This is a genomic window from Enhydrobacter aerosaccus, from assembly GCF_900167455.1.
Taxonomy (GTDB): Bacteria; Pseudomonadota; Alphaproteobacteria; order Reyranellales; family Reyranellaceae; genus Reyranella; species Reyranella aerosaccus.
The window spans coordinates 206,393-222,816 of record NZ_FUWJ01000010.1 but is presented as its reverse complement, the minus strand read 5'-3'; the positions used below and the strand labels follow the sequence as shown (position 1 = coordinate 222,816).

The 16,424-nt window shown below is 64.3% G+C and carries 19 protein-coding genes; 15 read left to right on the top strand and 4 right to left on the bottom strand.

What is annotated here, in order from left to right; translation table 11 throughout:
- Positions 1 to 482, bottom strand: a 482-nt coding sequence (locus tag B5D62_RS26315; protein ID WP_218191317.1) for a TorF family putative porin, incomplete at its 3' end; no start/stop codon positions are given.
- 233 nt (positions 483 to 715) lie between these two features.
- Between B5D62_RS26315 and B5D62_RS33100 the strand changes: the two genes are divergently transcribed.
- The 9 genes from B5D62_RS33100 (at position 716) to B5D62_RS26280 (ending at position 9,411) form a co-directional block, all read left to right on the top strand.
- The gene (locus B5D62_RS33100) at positions 716 to 925 is read left to right on the top strand and encodes a hypothetical protein (protein ID WP_139374105.1); all 210 of its coding nucleotides are present in this window, start codon (positions 716 to 718) and stop codon (positions 923 to 925) included.
- A gap of 111 nt (positions 926 to 1,036) precedes the next feature.
- Positions 1,037 to 1,237, top strand: a complete 201-nt coding sequence (locus B5D62_RS26310) for a hypothetical protein (protein ID WP_085937023.1) — start codon at positions 1,037 to 1,039, stop codon at positions 1,235 to 1,237.
- A 49-nt stretch (positions 1,238 to 1,286) separates the two neighbouring features.
- Positions 1,287 to 1,490 carry a hypothetical protein gene (locus B5D62_RS33095; RefSeq protein ID WP_139374104.1) on the top strand — a complete coding sequence of 68 codons (204 nt, stop codon included), beginning with the start codon at positions 1,287 to 1,289 and terminating at the stop codon, positions 1,488 to 1,490.
- Positions 1,491 to 1,500: 10 nt separating this feature from the next.
- Entirely contained in the window at positions 1,501 to 1,590 is a 90-nt protein-coding gene (locus B5D62_RS26305) for a K(+)-transporting ATPase subunit F (protein ID WP_085937022.1), read from the top strand.
- Positions 1,591 to 1,603: 13 nt separating this feature from the next.
- Positions 1,604 to 3,331, top strand: a complete 1,728-nt coding sequence (kdpA, locus tag B5D62_RS26300) for a potassium-transporting ATPase subunit KdpA (protein ID WP_085937021.1) — start codon at positions 1,604 to 1,606, stop codon at positions 3,329 to 3,331.
- A 50-nt stretch (positions 3,332 to 3,381) separates the two neighbouring features.
- Positions 3,382 to 5,415 carry a potassium-transporting ATPase subunit KdpB gene (gene kdpB / locus B5D62_RS26295; protein ID WP_419188819.1) on the top strand — a complete coding sequence of 678 codons (2,034 nt, stop codon included), beginning with the start codon at positions 3,382 to 3,384 and terminating at the stop codon, positions 5,413 to 5,415.
- Positions 5,416 to 5,425: 10 nt separating this feature from the next.
- A complete protein-coding gene (locus B5D62_RS26290; protein WP_085937020.1) occupies positions 5,426 to 6,031 on the top strand; it encodes a K(+)-transporting ATPase subunit C in 606 nt (201 codons plus the stop codon).
- A 15-nt stretch (positions 6,032 to 6,046) separates the two neighbouring features.
- The gene (locus B5D62_RS26285) at positions 6,047 to 8,731 is read left to right on the top strand and encodes a sensor histidine kinase (RefSeq protein WP_085937019.1); all 2,685 of its coding nucleotides are present in this window, start codon (positions 6,047 to 6,049) and stop codon (positions 8,729 to 8,731) included.
- The gene (locus tag B5D62_RS26280) at positions 8,728 to 9,411 is read left to right on the top strand and encodes a response regulator (RefSeq protein WP_085937018.1); all 684 of its coding nucleotides are present in this window, start codon (positions 8,728 to 8,730) and stop codon (positions 9,409 to 9,411) included. Before B5D62_RS26285 ends, B5D62_RS26280 begins: the two co-directional genes overlap by 4 nt.
- Here B5D62_RS26280 and B5D62_RS26275 read toward each other — a convergent pair.
- Both B5D62_RS26275 and B5D62_RS26270 read right to left on the bottom strand, forming a co-directional pair.
- Positions 9,396 to 9,617 carry a hypothetical protein gene (locus B5D62_RS26275; RefSeq protein WP_085937017.1) on the bottom strand — a complete coding sequence of 74 codons (222 nt, stop codon included), beginning with the start codon at positions 9,615 to 9,617 and terminating at the stop codon, positions 9,396 to 9,398. The two genes, B5D62_RS26280 and B5D62_RS26275, sit on opposite strands and share 16 nt — an antisense overlap.
- Positions 9,618 to 10,085, bottom strand: coding sequence for a hypothetical protein (locus B5D62_RS26270; protein ID WP_139374103.1), 468 nt, complete (start codon positions 10,083 to 10,085; stop codon positions 9,618 to 9,620).
- A gap of 403 nt (positions 10,086 to 10,488) precedes the next feature.
- On the opposite strand from B5D62_RS26270, the gene B5D62_RS26260 reads away from it, so the two are divergent.
- The 6 genes from B5D62_RS26260 (at position 10,489) to B5D62_RS26235 (ending at position 15,614) form a co-directional block, all read left to right on the top strand.
- Positions 10,489 to 10,881, top strand: a complete 393-nt coding sequence (locus tag B5D62_RS26260; RefSeq protein WP_085937014.1) for a carboxymuconolactone decarboxylase family protein — start codon at positions 10,489 to 10,491, stop codon at positions 10,879 to 10,881.
- A 1-nt stretch (position 10,882) separates the two neighbouring features.
- Positions 10,883 to 11,800, top strand: coding sequence for a phosphoribosylaminoimidazolesuccinocarboxamide synthase (locus B5D62_RS26255; RefSeq protein WP_085937013.1), 918 nt, complete (start codon positions 10,883 to 10,885; stop codon positions 11,798 to 11,800).
- 145 nt (positions 11,801 to 11,945) lie between these two features.
- Positions 11,946 to 12,974 carry an ABC transporter substrate-binding protein gene (locus B5D62_RS26250; protein WP_085937012.1) on the top strand — a complete coding sequence of 343 codons (1,029 nt, stop codon included), beginning with the start codon at positions 11,946 to 11,948 and terminating at the stop codon, positions 12,972 to 12,974.
- Positions 12,974 to 13,735: an ABC transporter ATP-binding protein gene (locus tag B5D62_RS26245; protein WP_085937011.1), complete on the top strand. Its 762-nt coding sequence runs from the start codon at positions 12,974 to 12,976 to the stop codon at positions 13,733 to 13,735. Before B5D62_RS26250 ends, B5D62_RS26245 begins: the two co-directional genes overlap by 1 nt.
- A 35-nt stretch (positions 13,736 to 13,770) precedes the next feature.
- The gene (locus tag B5D62_RS26240; protein WP_170921146.1) at positions 13,771 to 14,562 is read left to right on the top strand and encodes an ABC transporter permease; all 792 of its coding nucleotides are present in this window, start codon (positions 13,771 to 13,773) and stop codon (positions 14,560 to 14,562) included.
- 23 nt (positions 14,563 to 14,585) lie between these two features.
- Positions 14,586 to 15,614, top strand: a complete 1,029-nt coding sequence (locus tag B5D62_RS26235) for an isopenicillin N synthase family dioxygenase (protein WP_170921145.1) — start codon at positions 14,586 to 14,588, stop codon at positions 15,612 to 15,614.
- Here B5D62_RS26235 and B5D62_RS26230 read toward each other — a convergent pair whose 3' ends face one another.
- On the bottom strand, positions 15,615 to 16,394 hold the full coding sequence (locus tag B5D62_RS26230; RefSeq protein WP_085937008.1) for a hypothetical protein: 780 nt from the start codon (positions 16,392 to 16,394) through the stop codon (positions 15,615 to 15,617). It lies immediately after the preceding gene.
- Positions 16,395 to 16,424 lie beyond the last annotated feature (30 nt).

Here is a 16,424-nt window from a genome sequence, read left to right as displayed (position 1 = left end):
TACTCGATGAAGCCGATGTCGGGCGTGGAGCCTGGATAATTGTATCGCATCCAGCTGAGGTCGACGAGGAGCTTCTCGTTGAGGGCCTTGAGGCGCAGGCCGGCGACGGTGTCGATCTCGACGGAGGCGCCGGTGCCGGGGAAGCTGACATTACTGCCCCACAGGCTGGCATAGGCCGATAGCGGCACCTTCTCGCTGACCTGCGGGGTCTCGTAGCCGAAGCCCATCTGGAAGGCGGGGTTGCGCTGGGTCTGCGAGATGCCGCGATAGGAATAGTCGGTCGTGATGGCGAAGTTGGCGTTGAAGGTCCCGCCGAACGGACCCTTCCACGTCTCCTTCTCCGCCGGTGCTGCTGCTGGTGGCTGTGTTTGTTGGGCCGGCGGCGCCGGCTGTGCAGGAGCCTGTGTCTGCGCTTGGGCAATCGACCCGGAAGCCGCGAGGATCATCACTCCGACCAGTGCGGCAAGAGCATTCTTCGTCATTGGTACTCCCCTTTGCATGACGTCGAAGAAGCCCGTTCAGCCCTTAGGAAGTCCATGCCCTCCCGTCCATACCAATATAGGAATCCCATAATGATTCCTGGGCCTACGCCTGGAATGATATGCATTTCCTATAACCGTGGTCGCTTCCTCCTCTCGAATTCATACGATCAGGCGGGCACATCTCCTTCTGCGCCCGAGCTCACCGACAGCAGAGCTGCGTTCCGGAGCTGGAGATGGACCTTAGCAACGTTACCCCGAAGAGAGCTTATTTCCGTATCGTGCAGATGGGGCATGGCTGGCACGTGACACGGCCCAACGCCTCCCTGTCGCACGGCTTCAATTCTCTCGACGATGCGGTCGCCTTTGTCCGCAACGACGATCGCACCGCCACCGTCGTCGAGATCGTGGCTGATGGCGTCTACATGGTGAAGCGCATCGACTAGACGCTCCGATAACATCGCGGCCGGCGTCAATTCCTATGATCTTCCTATCGACCGGCGACTGCCCTGCCATCGATTTCCTATGTGCCGCGGGTCCACATAACCCAGAGCTTGATGGAAAACCTCTCTCCCGAGATCTGGGCGGTAACCGTGCAGGAGCATCCGGACGTAGAGCGCCGCTGCCGCCATGACCACGATGCGCCCGAGCCGCCGCGCCCCGGCCAGGTCTTGCGCGCTATCGGGCTCGTCGTGGCAGCCCATCTCGTCCTGGTCGCCGCGGTGCTGCTGCTGTTGCAGTCGTTCGGCATTCGTTGATGGGGGCGATTGAGCCAGATCAATTAACCGCAACAGTCACAGCCTACAGTTGAAATCGGCTCTTCAGGCCAGCGCATATATGAAATTCCTATGGGCGCGCCATTCCTGCCCTCTCGATTCCCTATGGTCACTGGCGCGAGAAACCGCCGTCACGATTGAGAGCAAACCGATGTTGGATGTCATCCTGATTGCGATCGGCAGCGGCCTTTTCCTGGTGGCCATCGCCTACGCCTATGCCTGCGACAGGCTTTGAGGAGACCGTCATGGTGATCGACTACATCCTCGGCGGCGCGGTGACGCTGGCCCTGCTCGTCTACCTGACCTACGCGCTGCTGCGCCCCGAACGCTTCTAGGGGAAGACCTGCCATGACCTTCAACGGTTGGTTCCAGATCGCGCTTTACTGCGTGGTCATCGTTCTGCTCGTCAAACCGCTCGGCGGTTACATGACGCGCGTCTTCGCGGGCGAGCGCACGATCCTGTCGCCGGCATTGAGGCCCGTCGAGCGGCTGTTCTATCGCCTGAGCGGCGTCGACGAACGCAAGGACCAGAATTGGGTCACCTACGCGGTGGCCATGTTGCTGTTCAGCCTCGTGGGCTTTCTCACCTTGTATGCACTGCAGCGCTTCCAGGCGCTGCTGCCGTTCAATCCCGCCGGCCAGTCCGCGGTGGAGGAGGGGCTCGCCTTCAATACGGCGATGAGCTTCGACACCAACACCAACTGGCAGTCCTACGTGCCCGAGACCACCCTGAGCTACCTGGTGCAGATGGCCGGGCTCACGGTGCACAATTTCGTCTCGGCGGCGACCGGCATTGCCCTCGCGGTCGCGCTGATCCGCGGCTTCGCCCGCCGCTCGGCCAAGGGCATCGGCAATTTCTGGGTCGATCTGACCCGTTGCACGCTCTACATCCTGCTGCCGCTCTCGATCGTCGTCGGCCTGTTCTTCGTCTGGCAGGGCATGCCCCAGAACCTGTCCGCCTATACCGAGGTGACGACGCTCGAAGGCGGCAAGCAGGTGATCGCCCAGGGCCCGGTGGCTTCGCAGGAGGTCATCAAGATGCTGGGCACGAATGGCGGCGGCTTCTTCAACGCCAACTCGGCCCATCCGTTCGAGAATCCGAACGCGATCACCAACTTCGTCCAGATGGTGCTGCTGCTGTCGATCGGCGCTGCGTTGACCAACGTGTTCGGCCGCATGGTCGGCGACCAGCGCCAGGGTTGGGCGGTCTTCGCCGTCATGGGTATCCTGATGCTGGGCGGAACCGCCATTGCCTATTGGGCGGAGGCGGCTGGCAATCCGCAGATCGCCAAGCTTGGGGTCGACACCGACGCGTCCGCCCTTCAAGCGGGCGGCAACATGGAGGGCAAAGAGATCCGGTTCGGCATCGCCAACTCGGCCCTGTTCGCCACCGTGACGACCGACGCCTCCTGCGGCGCCGTGAACTCGATGCACGACAGCTACACGCCGCTTGGCGGGCTGGTGCCGCTGTTCAACATCCAGCTCGGCGAGATCATCTTCGGCGGCGTAGGGTCGGGCCTCTACGGCATGCTGCTGTTCGCCATCATCTCGGTGTTCGTGGCAGGCCTCATGGTCGGTCGTACGCCGGAATATCTCGGCAAGAAGATCGAAGCCAAGGAAGTGAAGATGGCGATGCTCGCCATCCTGATCCTGCCGTTGTCGATCCTGGGTTTCACGGCCCTCGCGACGGTGGTCGATGCCGGCCTCGCCGGTCCTGCCAACCAGGGTCCGCATGGCTTCAGCGAGATCCTGTACGCTTATACCTCCGGTACGGGCAACAATGGCTCGGCCTTCGCCGGCATCAGCGCCAACACGCTCTTCTACAACACCACCATCGGCTTCGCGATGTTCATCGGACGCTTCCTGATGATCGTGCCGATGGTCGCAATCGCGGGCTCGCTCGCGGCCAAGAAGATCGTGCCGGCCTCGGCGGGCACCTTCCCGACCGATGGCCCGCTGTTCGTCGGCCTGGTCATTGGCGTGATCCTGATCGTGGGCGGCCTGACCTTCTTCCCGGCCCTGGCACTCGGGCCCCTGGTCGAACACTTCGCGATGACTGCCGGAACACTCTTCTGAGCCGAGGCACTGACATGACAATCGAAATTCCCGCCCATATGCGGAAACGGATGGCGGTCACCACCATGACCGATCCGAAGATTCTGGGCCCTGCCGCCCTCGACGCCTTCAAGAAGCTCGATCCGCGCGTGATGATCCGCAACCCGGTCATGTTCACGGTCGAGGTCGTGGCCACCCTGACGACGATCCTGTTCGTTCGCGACATCGTCGTCGGAAATGGCGGGCTGGGCTTCGCGCTGCAGATCAATATCTGGCTGTGGTTCACGGTGCTGTTCGCGAATTTTGCCGAAGCCGTCGCCGAGGGCCGCGGCAAGGCGCAGGCCGCCACCTTGCGCCGCGCCAAGACCGAGACGGTGGCCAAGCGGCTGGCGGATGTTTCCGCCACCAAATGGACCGAGGTGCCCGCGCCTCAGCTCCGGAAGGGTGACATCGTCCTGGTGCAGACCGGCGACCTGATCCCGTCGGACGGCGAAGTCGTCGAGGGCGTGGCATCCGTCAACGAGGCTGCCATCACCGGTGAATCGGCGCCTGTCATCCGCGAGAGCGGCGGCGACCGGTCGGCCGTCACCGGCGGCACGCAGGTGATCTCGGACTGGATCAAGGTGCGCATCACGGCGGAGCCGGGCTCGACCTTCCTCGATCGCATGATCTCGCTGGTCGAGGGTGCCGAGCGCCAGAAGACGCCGAACGAGATCGCACTCAACATCCTGCTGGCGGGCATGACGATCATCTTCGTCTTCTCCGTCGCCAGCATCCCGAGCTTCGCCACCTATGCCGGCGGGACGATGGGCGTGCTTGTGCTGGTGGCGCTGTTCGTGACGCTGATCCCCACCACGATCGGCGCCCTGCTGTCGGCGATCGGCATCGCCGGCATGGACCGGCTGGTGCGGTTCAACGTGCTCGCCATGTCCGGCCGCGCCGTCGAGGCGGCGGGCGACGTCGATACGCTGCTGCTCGACAAGACCGGCACCATCACGCTGGGCAATCGCCAGGCCACGGAGTTCCTGCCGGTGGCCGGCGTGACCGAGCGCGACCTGGCCGACGCCAGCCAGCTGTCGTCACTGGCTGACGAGACGCCTGAAGGTCGCTCGATCGTCGTGCTGGCCAAGGATAAGTACGGCATCCGCGGCCGCGAGATGGCGCCGCTGCATGCCAAGTTCATTCCCTTCTCGGCCCATACCCGGATCAGCGGCATCGACGTCGATGGCGCCTCGATCCGCAAGGGCGCCGTGGATGCGGTCATCGCCGACGTCCGGGCGCTGCCGCAGGCGGCGCGCGAGATCGAAGCGATCGCCGAGAAGATCGCCAAGGCCGGCGGCACGCCGCTGGCCGTCGCCAAGGACGGCAAGCTGCTGGGCGTCATTCACCTCAAGGACATCGTGAAGGGCGGCATCCGCGACCGCTTCGCGACGTTGCGGCGGATGGGAATCCGCACCGTCATGATCACCGGCGACAATCCGTTGACCGCTGCCGCCATTGCCGCCGAAGCTGGCGTCGACGACTTCCTGGCGCAGGCCACGCCCGAGACCAAGCTCAAGCTGATTCGGGACGAGCAGGCGCAGGGCAAGCTGGTGGCGATGTGCGGCGACGGCACGAACGATGCGCCGGCGCTGGCGCAGGCCGATGTCGGCGTGGCCATGAATACCGGTACCATGGCGGCGCGCGAGGCGGGCAACATGGTCGATCTCGACAGCGATCCCGCCAAGCTCATCGAGATCGTCGAGATCGGCAAGCAGCTGCTCATGACCCGCGGCGCGCTGACGACCTTCTCGATCGCCAACGACGTCGCCAAGTACTTCGCCATCATCCCGGCGATGTTCCTGGCCTTCTACCCGCAGCTCCAGGCGCTCAACGTCATGCAGCTCAAGACGCCTCAAAGCGCGATCCTGTCGGCGATCATCTTCAATGCGCTGGTCATCATCGCCCTGATTCCGCTGGCACTGCGCGGCGTGCGGTATCGTCCGCTTGGCGCCTCCGCCGTGCTGCTGCGCAACCTGTTCGTCTATGGCCTCGGCGGCGTGATCGTGCCCTTCGTCGGCATCAAGCTGATCGACGTGCTCGTTACCGCCATCGGGCTTGCGTGAGGATCGATCCATGTTGAAAGAACTTCGACCCGCCATCGTCATGATCGTGCTGTTCACGGTCCTGACCGGCCTTGCCTATCCGCTCGCCATGACGGGCATCGCCCAGGCGCTGTTTCCGCGTCAGGCCAATGGCAGCCTGATCGAGAAGGGCGGCAAGGTGATCGGCTCGGAGCTGATCGGTCAGAACTTCGAGAAGCCGGGCTATTTCCATGGCCGGCCGTCGGCCACCACCGACACCGATCCCAAGGATCCGACCAAGACCATTGCCGCACCCTACAATGCCGCCAACTCTGCCGGCAGCAATGCCGGGCCGACATCCAAGGCGCTGATGGAGCGCGTCCAGGGCGACGTCGAGAAGTTGAAGGCCGAGAATCCCGGCGCCCCGATCCCGGTCGATCTGGTGACGACGTCCGCGAGCGGCCTCGATCCGGATATCTCACCGGCAGCGGCGCTGTTCCAAGTGCCACGCGTCGCCAAGGAGCGCGGTCTTCCGCAGCAGCGGCTGCGCGAGCTGGTGGCGGCGCAGACCGAAGGCCGCTTCCTGGGGGTGATCGGTGAGCCCAGCGTGAACGTGCTTCGGCTGAACATGGCGCTCGACGCTCTGGCGGGGCGATGACATCTTTGTTTCCCGATGGCGGCTGGCATTCCCGATGACACACGTCCGTCGCCTGACGCTCTGCTGAAGGCGGCGCAGAAGGAGTCGCGCGGCAAGTTCAAGATCTTCTTCGGCGCCGCGCCCGGCGTCGGAAAGACCTACGAGATGCTGACCGATGCCCATCGACGCAAGACCGAGGGCGTGGATGTGGTGGTGGGCGTCGTCGAGACGCATGGCCGGGCTGAGACCGAGGCCAAGCTGGCCGATCTCGAGGTGATCCCGCGACGCGAGGTCGAGTACAAGGGCCGCACGCTCGAGGAAATGGATCTCGATGCCATCCTGCGGCGTCGCCCGTCCCTGGTGCTGGTCGACGAACTTGCCCATACCAACGCACCCGGCAGTCGTCATCCCAAACGCTATCTCGATGTCGAAGAGCTGCTGGCGGCCGGCATCGACGTCTACTCGACCATGAACGTGCAGCACGTCGAGAGTCTGAACGACGTGGTGGCACGCATCACCCGCATTCGCGTGCGCGAGACCGTGCCGGACTCGGTCGTCGACGCAGCGGACGAGGTCGAATTGGTGGACACCACGCCGACCGATCTGATTGCGCGATTGGGTGCCGGCAAGGTCTATGTCCGCGAACAGGCACAGCGTGCCCTCAAGCACTATTTCTCGCCGGGCAACCTCACGGCCCTGCGCGAACTTGCGTTGCGACGCACGGCCGAGCGGGTCGACGAGCAGATGCGCAGCTACATGCGCGAACATGCGATCACTGGCCCGTGGGCTGCGGGCGAGCGGGTGATCGTCTGTCTCGATCCCAGCCCTGATGCCGTCAATACGGTCCGTGCCGCCAAGCGCACCGCCGACAGCCTCGATGCCGAACTCATCGCCCTCTATGTCGAGACGCAGCGCCACAGCCTGCTGACCGAGGCCGAGCAGGCCCGCCTCGGCGAAGCCATGCAGCTCGCCGCCCAGCTCAATGCCGAGATCGTCACCGTGCCGGGCCGGACCGTGGTGGAGGAGATCGTCGCCTTCGCCCGTTCGCGCAATGCGACACGCGTCGTGGTTAGCAAGTCGCGCCGCTCGCGCTGGTTCGAATTGCGCCACGGCTCGGTCGTGGACGAGCTGGTGCGCAGCGGCTCGGGCTTGGTCGTTGAGGTGGCGCCGTCGTCGGACAAGCCCGAGGTGGCCGCTCCGATCGACTGGCTGCTGGGCGCGCCGCGCTCGATTGGTCCGTATTTCGAGGGGCTGTTGACGATGGCGCTCGCGACCGCCGTCGGAGTCCTCATCGATACATACATCAATCTCCCGAACATCTCGCTCGTCTACGTCGTGCCCGTGCTGGTCGCAGCCGCGCGACACGGGCTGGTGCCGTCGTTGTGGGTCGCGGCGTTGTCGGTGCTTTCCTACAATTTCTTCTTCCTGCCGCCGCTCTATCGCCTGACGATCGCCGATCCGGCCAATGTCGTTGCCCTGTTCTTCTTCATGTTCGTCGCGGTGGCGGCAAGCGCCCTCGGTACGCGCACGCGCGCCCAGGCGCAGGCGGCGCGGCGCGAGGCCCGGACGACCGCCGACCTTTATGCCTTCAGCCGCAAGATCGCGGGCGTCATCGATCTCGACGACCTGCTGTGGATCGTCGTGACGCACCTGGCCCGGTTGCTCAATGCCGAGGTCGCGATCCTGATGCCGGACCGCAGCCCCAAGGAAGGTGGCCGGCTGACGCTGCGGGCGGCTTTCCCGCCCGACAGTGAATTCACGGATGCGGACCTTGCCGCAGCCCGCTGGTGCTGGGATTCGGATCGGCCTACCGGAAAGGGCACCGACACGCTGCCCGGCGGTCGCTGGCTGTTCGTGCCCATTCGCACCAGCCGCGCGCCGATCGGCGTCGTGGGCATCCTGCCGACCGGCGACGCCCGCGAGTTGAGCGCCTCGGAGCGTCGGCTGCTCGAGGCCGTCGGCAATCAGGCTGCCGTCGCGATCGAACGCGTCGTTCTCGCCGCCGACATCGACCAGGCCCGGATCGGCGCCGAGCGCGAGCGGTTGCGCTCCGCGATGCTCACCTCTGTCTCGCACGACCTTCGCACACCCCTGGCCTCGATCATCGGATCGCTGTCGAGCCTCAGAAGCTTTCGCGAGCGTTATGACGAGGCGACCCGGGACGAATTGCTGTCGACCGCCCTGACCGAGGCCGAGCGTCTCGATCGGTTCGTCGGCAATCTGCTCGACATGACGCGGCTCGATGCCGGCGTGATCGTGCCCAAGCGCGAACCGGTGGAGGTGGGAGATCTCGTCTCGACGACGTTGCGGCGCGCCATGCCGCTGCTCAAGGATCGGGTCGTCGCCTCGTCGGTCGAAGCGGGCCTGCCGTCCCTGTCGCTGGATTTCGTGCTGGCGGAGCAGGCGCTTTTCAACATCCTGGACAATGCCGGGAAATACTCTCCCGCCGGTGGTCGCATCGAGATATCCGCCAAGCGGATTGGCGGCGTGGTCGAGATCGTCGTGCGGGACGAAGGTCCGGGCATCGCCGAGGGGGCTCTTGACCGTCTCTTCGACAAATTCTATCGCGCCGACGACGGCGATCGGCGCCGCGCTGGCACCGGCCTGGGCCTGGCCATAGCCAAGGGCTTCGTCGAAGTTCAAGGCGGCGCGGTCGCGGTGCGCAACCGGACTGACCGCACGGGGGCGGAGTTCATCGTGACCTATCCGTTATCGACATGACCGGCGACGCCGCGGTGATCCTCATCGTCGAGGACGAGCCGCCGATCCGGCGGCTGCTGCGCACGACGCTCGGCGCCCACGACTACCGCACGCAGGAAGCTGCGACCGGGGGCGAGGCCTTGACGGCGCTCCGTCACTATCGCCCCGATCTCGTGCTGCTCGATCTCGGCCTGCCCGACATCGACGGGCTCGAGCTTCTGGGCAAGATCCGCGCCGTTGCACCGGTGCCGATCGTGGTGCTCTCGAGCCGTGGTGACGAGGCCGCCAAGGTGACCGCTCTCGATGCCGGGGCGGACGACTATGTGACCAAGCCGTTCGGAGCGGACGAGCTCATGGCCCGCATCCGGGCGGCGCTGCGCCATCGTCTGCAGCAGCAGGGAGCGGAGCGCAGCTTCGCCAGCGACGATCTCAGTGTCGATCTGGTGCGCCGCCTGGTGAAGCGCAGTGGCGAGGATGTGAAACTCTCGCCCAAGGAATACGACATCCTCGAACAGCTCGTGATCCATGCCGGCAAAGTGCTGACGCACAAGCACCTGCTGCGGGAGGTGTGGCATGACGAATCGGTCGATCCGCAATATCTGCGGGTCTATGTCCGCCAGCTGCGTCAGAAAATCGAGGCCGATCCGTCAGCACCGCGGCACGTGCTGACGGAACCCGGCATCGGCTACCGGCTGGTGTGATCCTCGTCAGCGACGAGCGGGCTGGCCAGCTGCCGGACGATGTCGGCATTGCCGTGGAAATACTCGAACACGCCGTGGCGGATCGCCACGACCGAGGTTATCGCGATCACGCCACAGGTCAGGAGAACGATCGCGTGCGCGATCGTCCGGACGAGGGCGGGAAATCTCTGGAGGCCGACCGGCTGGAGGGTCGAAGACACGCGCATTCAGGCCGCCATGGCCAGAGGTGTCGTGGCTGCGAGAACGACACGTTGCGCCCGATGGTCGAACGAGATGACATCGAGCCTGGCCGTTCGAGCGCGGCGCTCGATGGCGCGACAGCTGAGGCAACCCGAGCCTTCCACGACGACGCGGCCCTTGCCGCCGGTGCGACGCCGGGCTGCTTCGAGGGCCCAGTCGAGTTCCGGTTCGCTTGCGACATCGACGATCCAGGCGAGGTCGACCGCTTCGCAGTCCGGCATCGCGACGTCGGGGCGCAGGCTGCGCACGCAGGCGCAGCCGCGATCCATAAGCGCGATCACGAATGGCAAGGTATGGCGCCCGATGACCGCCGCACGGGCGCGCGCGGGCAAGTGGGTCACGGCTATCACGCGATCCACGGCGGTGACGCTGACGCGTCTTGCGAGCGCCGAGGGAGACGGAGGTTGAGCTTCCAGAACGAGGGTGAGAGACACGGATTACTCCTTTTGCAGGGCGGGCGACTCTCCGAGGGACCGGGCTTCGGGCGCGCAGCCGAAGTAAAGCCGGCAGTGCAGCCTGCTGGCTTGGTGGGAGGCCGAAGGGACAGGGCTGGACACCGCAATCCACGGTACGGATCGGGATTCGATTCGGTGATCCGCCGATGTGGCGAGGCCAGCCAGAAAGACGGACGCGATCAGCGCCGTCTGCACCAGCAATGTCACATACGTCATGGAGAAATCTCCGCCGACGCCGGACAATTAGAGCTTCGGGCCATATGAATTCGAGACAGGCGGCGGCCGGCGGGTGTAGGCCTCTCATAGGGAATCGGCGGCTTTTCATAGGTTTGCCGATTTCGCGGCAAGCGCCTTCCATCGAGGAAGGGCACAAGGAGGAAACATGGCCGAGAGCGAGTACTACAAGAAGGGTACCGAGATCCGCCGTCAGCTCATGGGGTCGGCTACGGCCGACAAGATGGCCAAGACGGTCTACGACGATCCGATGATGCAGAAGTTCGGCGACTATGCGCGGGAAGCCGTGTTCGGCATGCTCTGGTCACGACCCGGCCTCGATCTCAAGACGAAAGCGCTGATCTGCGTCATCTCAGATACCGCGCAGGCGCGCTGGCCGGAGCTGGCGATCCACCTGCGCATGGCGCGCAATACCGGCTGGACCGAGGACGAATTGTCCGAGGCGCTGATGCATTTGTGCGGCTATATCGGTCTTCCGTCGGTGCGTGAGGCAATGCTCACGGCCAAGGAAGTGTTCCACGAGATGAGGAACGAGAAATAACATGATGCTGATGACGACGAGCGATCTGCCGCTCAAGCGGATCGCCCGAGGCAAGGTGCGGGACGTCTACGAAGTCGATGCCGACCGGCTCCTGCTGGTGGCGACCGACCGCGTAAGCGCCTACGACGTGGTGATGGCGGAACCGATCCCCATGAAGGGGGCCGTTCTCACGCAGGTCAGCGCCTGGTGGTTTCGCCAGCTCGAGGGGCTCGTCCGTCATCACATGATCTCGGCCGAAGCCGACGACATCATCGCCCGGGTGCCGGCCCTTGCCGGGCACCGCGAGGCGTTGCTCGGTCGTGCCATGCTGTGCCGCCGGGGCACGGTATTCCCGATCGAATGCGTGATCCGCGGCTACCTGTCGGGCTCGGCGTGGCGGGAATACGCCACGAGCGGGACGCTTGCCGGCGAGAAGCTGCCCGCCGGCCTGCAGGAAAGTGGACGCCTCGATCCGCCGATCTTCAGTCCCGCGACCAAGGCCGAAAGCGGCCACGACGAGAACATCACCGTGGGGCGGATGCGCGAGATCCTGGGAGCCGACGTGACCGCGGAGCTCGAGCGGCTGACCCGCCTCGTCTACACCAAGGGGCGGGATGTCGCCGCGGCACGGGGCATCATCATCGCCGATACCAAGTTCGAATTCGGGCGCACGAAGGCGGGCGAGATCATTCTGATCGATGAAGTCATGACGCCCGACAGCTCGCGCTTCTGGCCGGCTGACGGCTACCAGCCGGGCAGGCCGCAACCGAGCTTCGACAAGCAGCCGCTGCGCGACTGGCTCGATGTAGAGCGCCATGCCGGACGCTGGAACGGGGATGCGCCGGCGCCGAAATTGCCTCCGGAAGTGGTCGATGCCACGAGCAAACGATACCTGGAGGCTTATCGGCGGCTGACGGGCGACGCCCTCGGGTTAGCCTGAGCGGCGTCAGGCCGCGACGTAACGGACGGGAGGGCGCTTCCCAGACCGCAGTGCGGACATAGGCTGCCTTCGTCCGGCACGACATTTGCAGCGATATCGCGACTGCGTTTGCGAATCGTTGTGGAAGTCGCGTGGGGAAGACGCAATGGGACTCGCGAGTCGTTTATCTGTCGTTGCGGCGGCCGTCGCCGGCCTTTGGACCTTCGAAGCCAATGCCCAGCAGCCTGTGGTCACGCAACTTGGCTGGCTGCGCATTGGCGAATATGCGCCGATCCTGATCGCCGAGGCCAAGGGCTTCTTCAAGGAAGAGGGGATCGACCACAAGACCGTCGATGGCGGTCCGGGCAAGAATCCGATCCCCATCGTCGCCGTCGGCCAGGCCCAGTTCGGGTTGGCGACCAACGGCATGATGCTGGTGTCAGCGCGGCTCGCCAAGGATCCTGTCGACGTGGTCGCGGTCGGCACTCTGTTCCAGCAGGCTCCCTCGGCCTATCTCAGCATCGCAGCGCCCGACGCGCCGGCCCCGAAGCCCAAGGACATGGAAGGCAAGACGGTCGGCGTGCAAGCCGGTTCCGAGTTCATGTTCCATGCCTTCACCAAGAAGAACGGCGTCGACGAGAGCAAGGTGAAGCTGGTGCAGGTCAATGCGACCGTCGAACCGTTGATGGTCGGCAAGATCGACTTCTTCTCCGGCTGGGTCGTGAACCAGACCTACCAGATCGAGCAGGAAGCCGCGAAGCCCGACGCGCCGCCGACGGTGAAGGGCAAGAGCTGGAAGGCCATGCGCTTCGCCGACTATGGCATCCCCGCCTATACCGACGTCATCTTCACCTCCACCGATCTCCTGAAGAAGAATCCCGAACTGGTGCGGCACTATCTGAGCGCCGTCGCCAAGGGAATGCAGTACGTCATCGATCATCCCGACGAATCGGCCGAGCTGCTGGCCAAATTCCCCGGCCAGATCGAGGATGTGAACAAGCTCAAATGGCGCTTCAAGCTGCAGAACCCGTTGTTCCAGAGCGATGACACGAAGAAGAACGGCTTGCTGTGGATGAGTCCGGCGATCTGGGATCAGATGATCGGCTTCCTCAAGGAGGGCGATCAGATTCCCAGGATCATCCCCGCAGCCGAGGTGATGACGGACGCCTACATCGCCAAGCCGAGCCTGCCCTGATGGCCGCGGCGATCTCCATCCGCAACGTGTCGCGTCGCTTCGGCGAGACCTGGGCCTTGCGTCCTGTGGATCTGGAGATCGCGGCCGGCGAGTTCATCGCCCTGGTCGGACCATCGGGCTGCGGCAAGACCACCTTGCTGCGCATCGTCGCCGATCTGCAGGCACCATCGACCGGCGAGGTGCGCATCGGTGCGGACACGGCCGCCGAAGCGCGCCGCAAGCGCCTGCTCGGCCTCGTGTCGCAGCGACCGGCTGTGCTGCCGTGGAAACGTGCGATCGACGACGTGCGCTTCACACAGAAGATCGCTGGCCGCGTCGGCTTCGATCCGGCCAAGGTGCTGGGCGAATTCGGATTGGCCGGCCACGAAAACAAACGGGCGCGGCAGCTTTCCGGCGGGATGCTGCAGCGCGTGAACATCGCCAGTGCCATGGCCCACGATCCGTCCGTGCTGCTGATGGACGAGCCTTTTTCGGCGCTCGACGAAATGAAGCGGGAGGAGATCGGCGAATGGTTCGACCGTGAGCTCAGCCTGCGGCCAAAGACTGTGCTGTTCGTCACGCATCATATCGATGAGGCGGTGATGTTGGCCGACCGGCTGCTGGTATTCTCGCCGGCGCCGGGGCGTGTGCTGGAGGTGGTGTCCGTGCCAGTGCCGCGGCCGCGCGATCCGTCATTCCGGCAGGATCCCCGCTTCGTCGCCATCACCGGGCATGTGCGTAATCTGCTGATGCACCGGGTCCCGGAAGGACGGGCCGCCTGATGCCTTCCGATATGGCTCTTGCAGAGACACCGACCATGTCGGAAGCGAAGGCTTCACGGCTCGTGTCGAGGCTCGGCCTGGTGACGCTGCGTGTCATCGCGCCGATCGGGTCCGTGCTGCTGCTCTGGTACCTCGCGATCTGGTTTTCCGGTCTGCCGGCCTTCGTCATCCCGCGTCCGGAGCGGGTGCTGGACGTGCTGTGGGTGGAGCACAGCTTCATCTTCGAGAATCTCCTCGCCACACTGGAAGTGTCGGCGATTGGATTCATTTGGGCGAATATTGCCGGCATCGGCCTCGCGGTCCTTTTCGATGTTCTGCCGCCGACGCGCCACATGCTGCTGCCGGCGGCGATCACGCTGCGCAATGTGCCCTATATCGCCTTGATCTCGGTATTGATGCTGGCCTTCGGCGACTCGATCCTCAGCAAGACGGCCATCGTGGCGCTATCCGGGTTCTTCCCGGTGCTGGTGAACACGCTGCAGGGGCTGCGGTCGGCCGATGAGGTCCAGCTCGATCGCATGCGCATCCTGAACGCCAGCTGGTGGCAGACTTTCAGTCAGGTCAGGTTGCCCTATGCCATACCGTCGATCATCTCGGCGCAGGAGATCACCGGTTCGGGCTCGATCATCGTGGCGATCGCGGCGGAATGGATGATTTCATCGACGGGCCTCGGCTACGTCATCAACCACGCCATGCAGAACTACAGGGGCGACGAGGTCTATGCCGTCGCCCTTCTGGCGACCGGCCTGTCCTTCGTGATCTACACCTTCGTCCACTGGCTGGGACGGCGGCTCGATTGGCGGACCGGTGATTCTCGACGCAGTTAGACATCATGACGATGGAGGCAGGAGTGGCAGCAGGTCTTTCGGCCCTACAACAGTCGGTTCCCGCCGGGATCCCCGTAGTCGACGTGGCGGGACTCTACTCATCGGATCCGGTGGCGCAGAAGGCGGCGGCAGCCAGGATTGGCGCTGCCTGCGATGATATCGGCTTCTTCTATGCCGTGAACCACAACGTCCCGGTCGAGATCATCGACCGTGCCGTGGCCATGGCCGATACGTTCTTCCATCTGCCCGAGCAGGAGCGCCTCAAGGTCAAGGCCGACAGCAACAATCGCGGCTATCGCGACGTATGGGACAGCGTGCATCGCAACGGCAAGACCAACGCACGCGACAGCTTCGATCTCGGCTTCCCGGTAACCGAGGACGATCCCGAAGTGAAAGCGGGCACGCCGCTCTATGCGCCCAACAACTGGCCGGAGCTGCCGGGATTCCGGGAGGCCATCGAGACCTACTATGGGGAGACCTACAAGCTCGGCATGAAGATCCTCGAAGGCTTCGCGCTCTACCTGGGCCAGCCGGTCGACTTCTTCACCCGCCATTTCACCAAGCCGGTGGCCGACATGGTCATCAATCATTATCTCGGCAATGCCGGCCTGCACATCTCCGATCAGGCGTCGGGGCCGCACACCGACCATGGCATCGTCACGATCCTGTGGCAGGACAGCCTGGGCGGTCTCGAGGTCATGGGCAAGGATGGCAACTGGATGCAGGCCGCTCCCTTGCGTGGCAGCTTCGTGATCAATATCGGCGAGCTGATGAAGCGCTGGACCAACGGTCGCTTCAAGGCGACGGTGCATCGGGTGGTGCATCTGCGCGACATGCCGCGCTATTCCATGCCGCTATTCTGCAATCCCAACTTCCGCACCATCGTCGATCCTCGCGATCTCGGCGTACCGGAGTCCGAGGTTCAGTATCCGCCGGTGCAGTCCGGTGAATTCCTGCTGTCGCGCTTCAAGGCCACCCGCAAGCTGTGGGGCGCCGAGAAGAGGAGCATGGTGTCCAACGACGACAAGCTGATCGAGGCCGCCGCGCAGTAATCAGTCGCCAAGCGGCGTCAGGAAATTGTGCACGGGCGCGTTCAGCCAGACGCGCTTCTTGTCGAGGAAGCGATATTTCACATGCCAGGGCTCGCGCTTCCATTTGTCGTGGGCGGTGCGCCCGGGTCGCGGAATGACATAGAGCGCTTCCTCGCGCGATCCGTTGCGGACGGGGCAGGCGACCCAGGCAGCGAGGCTCATCCTGAGGTCGTTGAGGCGGAACTCGAGCGTGTTGTCGTGGGAGAACACCGGCATCATACGGCCTTTCTTGGCGAGCTTCTGCACATTGAGCAGCAGCGCGACGCGCAAGCCGAGCTTGGCGTAGCTCGGATTGTTTTCGATGCTGCTGCGATCTTCTTCCGACAGGAACGGGCGGTTCGGCCATTGCTCGCGCGCCGTCCAGGGATGGCTGTGGAAGTCGCCCAGGAACCTCAGATTCGGCCAGTAGGTCGGCAGGGCCTTGTTGATGGTCTCGAGGCCGCGCGAGGGGATCACGGAGCTATGGCCGCGCTCGGCATTGGCGTCGACGATCGCCACGTCGACATTGAAGCAGCGCCCCTTGCTCGCAGTCGTGGTCTCGTAGCCCCACAACAATCCAAACGTCTCTCGCTGCCGCGTGAGCCGTCCCGATTTGCCAGCCCGGCCGGGGACCAGAAAGCTTTCGATCGTGGCGATGACCATGCTCTGGAAAGCCGCTTCGGACACGTTGACGAGATAATCGAACTTTCCTGTGACCATCTTTCCCAAGCCCGCGATCAGGAGCCAAAGACAGGACGGCATTGTGACAGTGTCGTGGTGTTCTCCCTATTA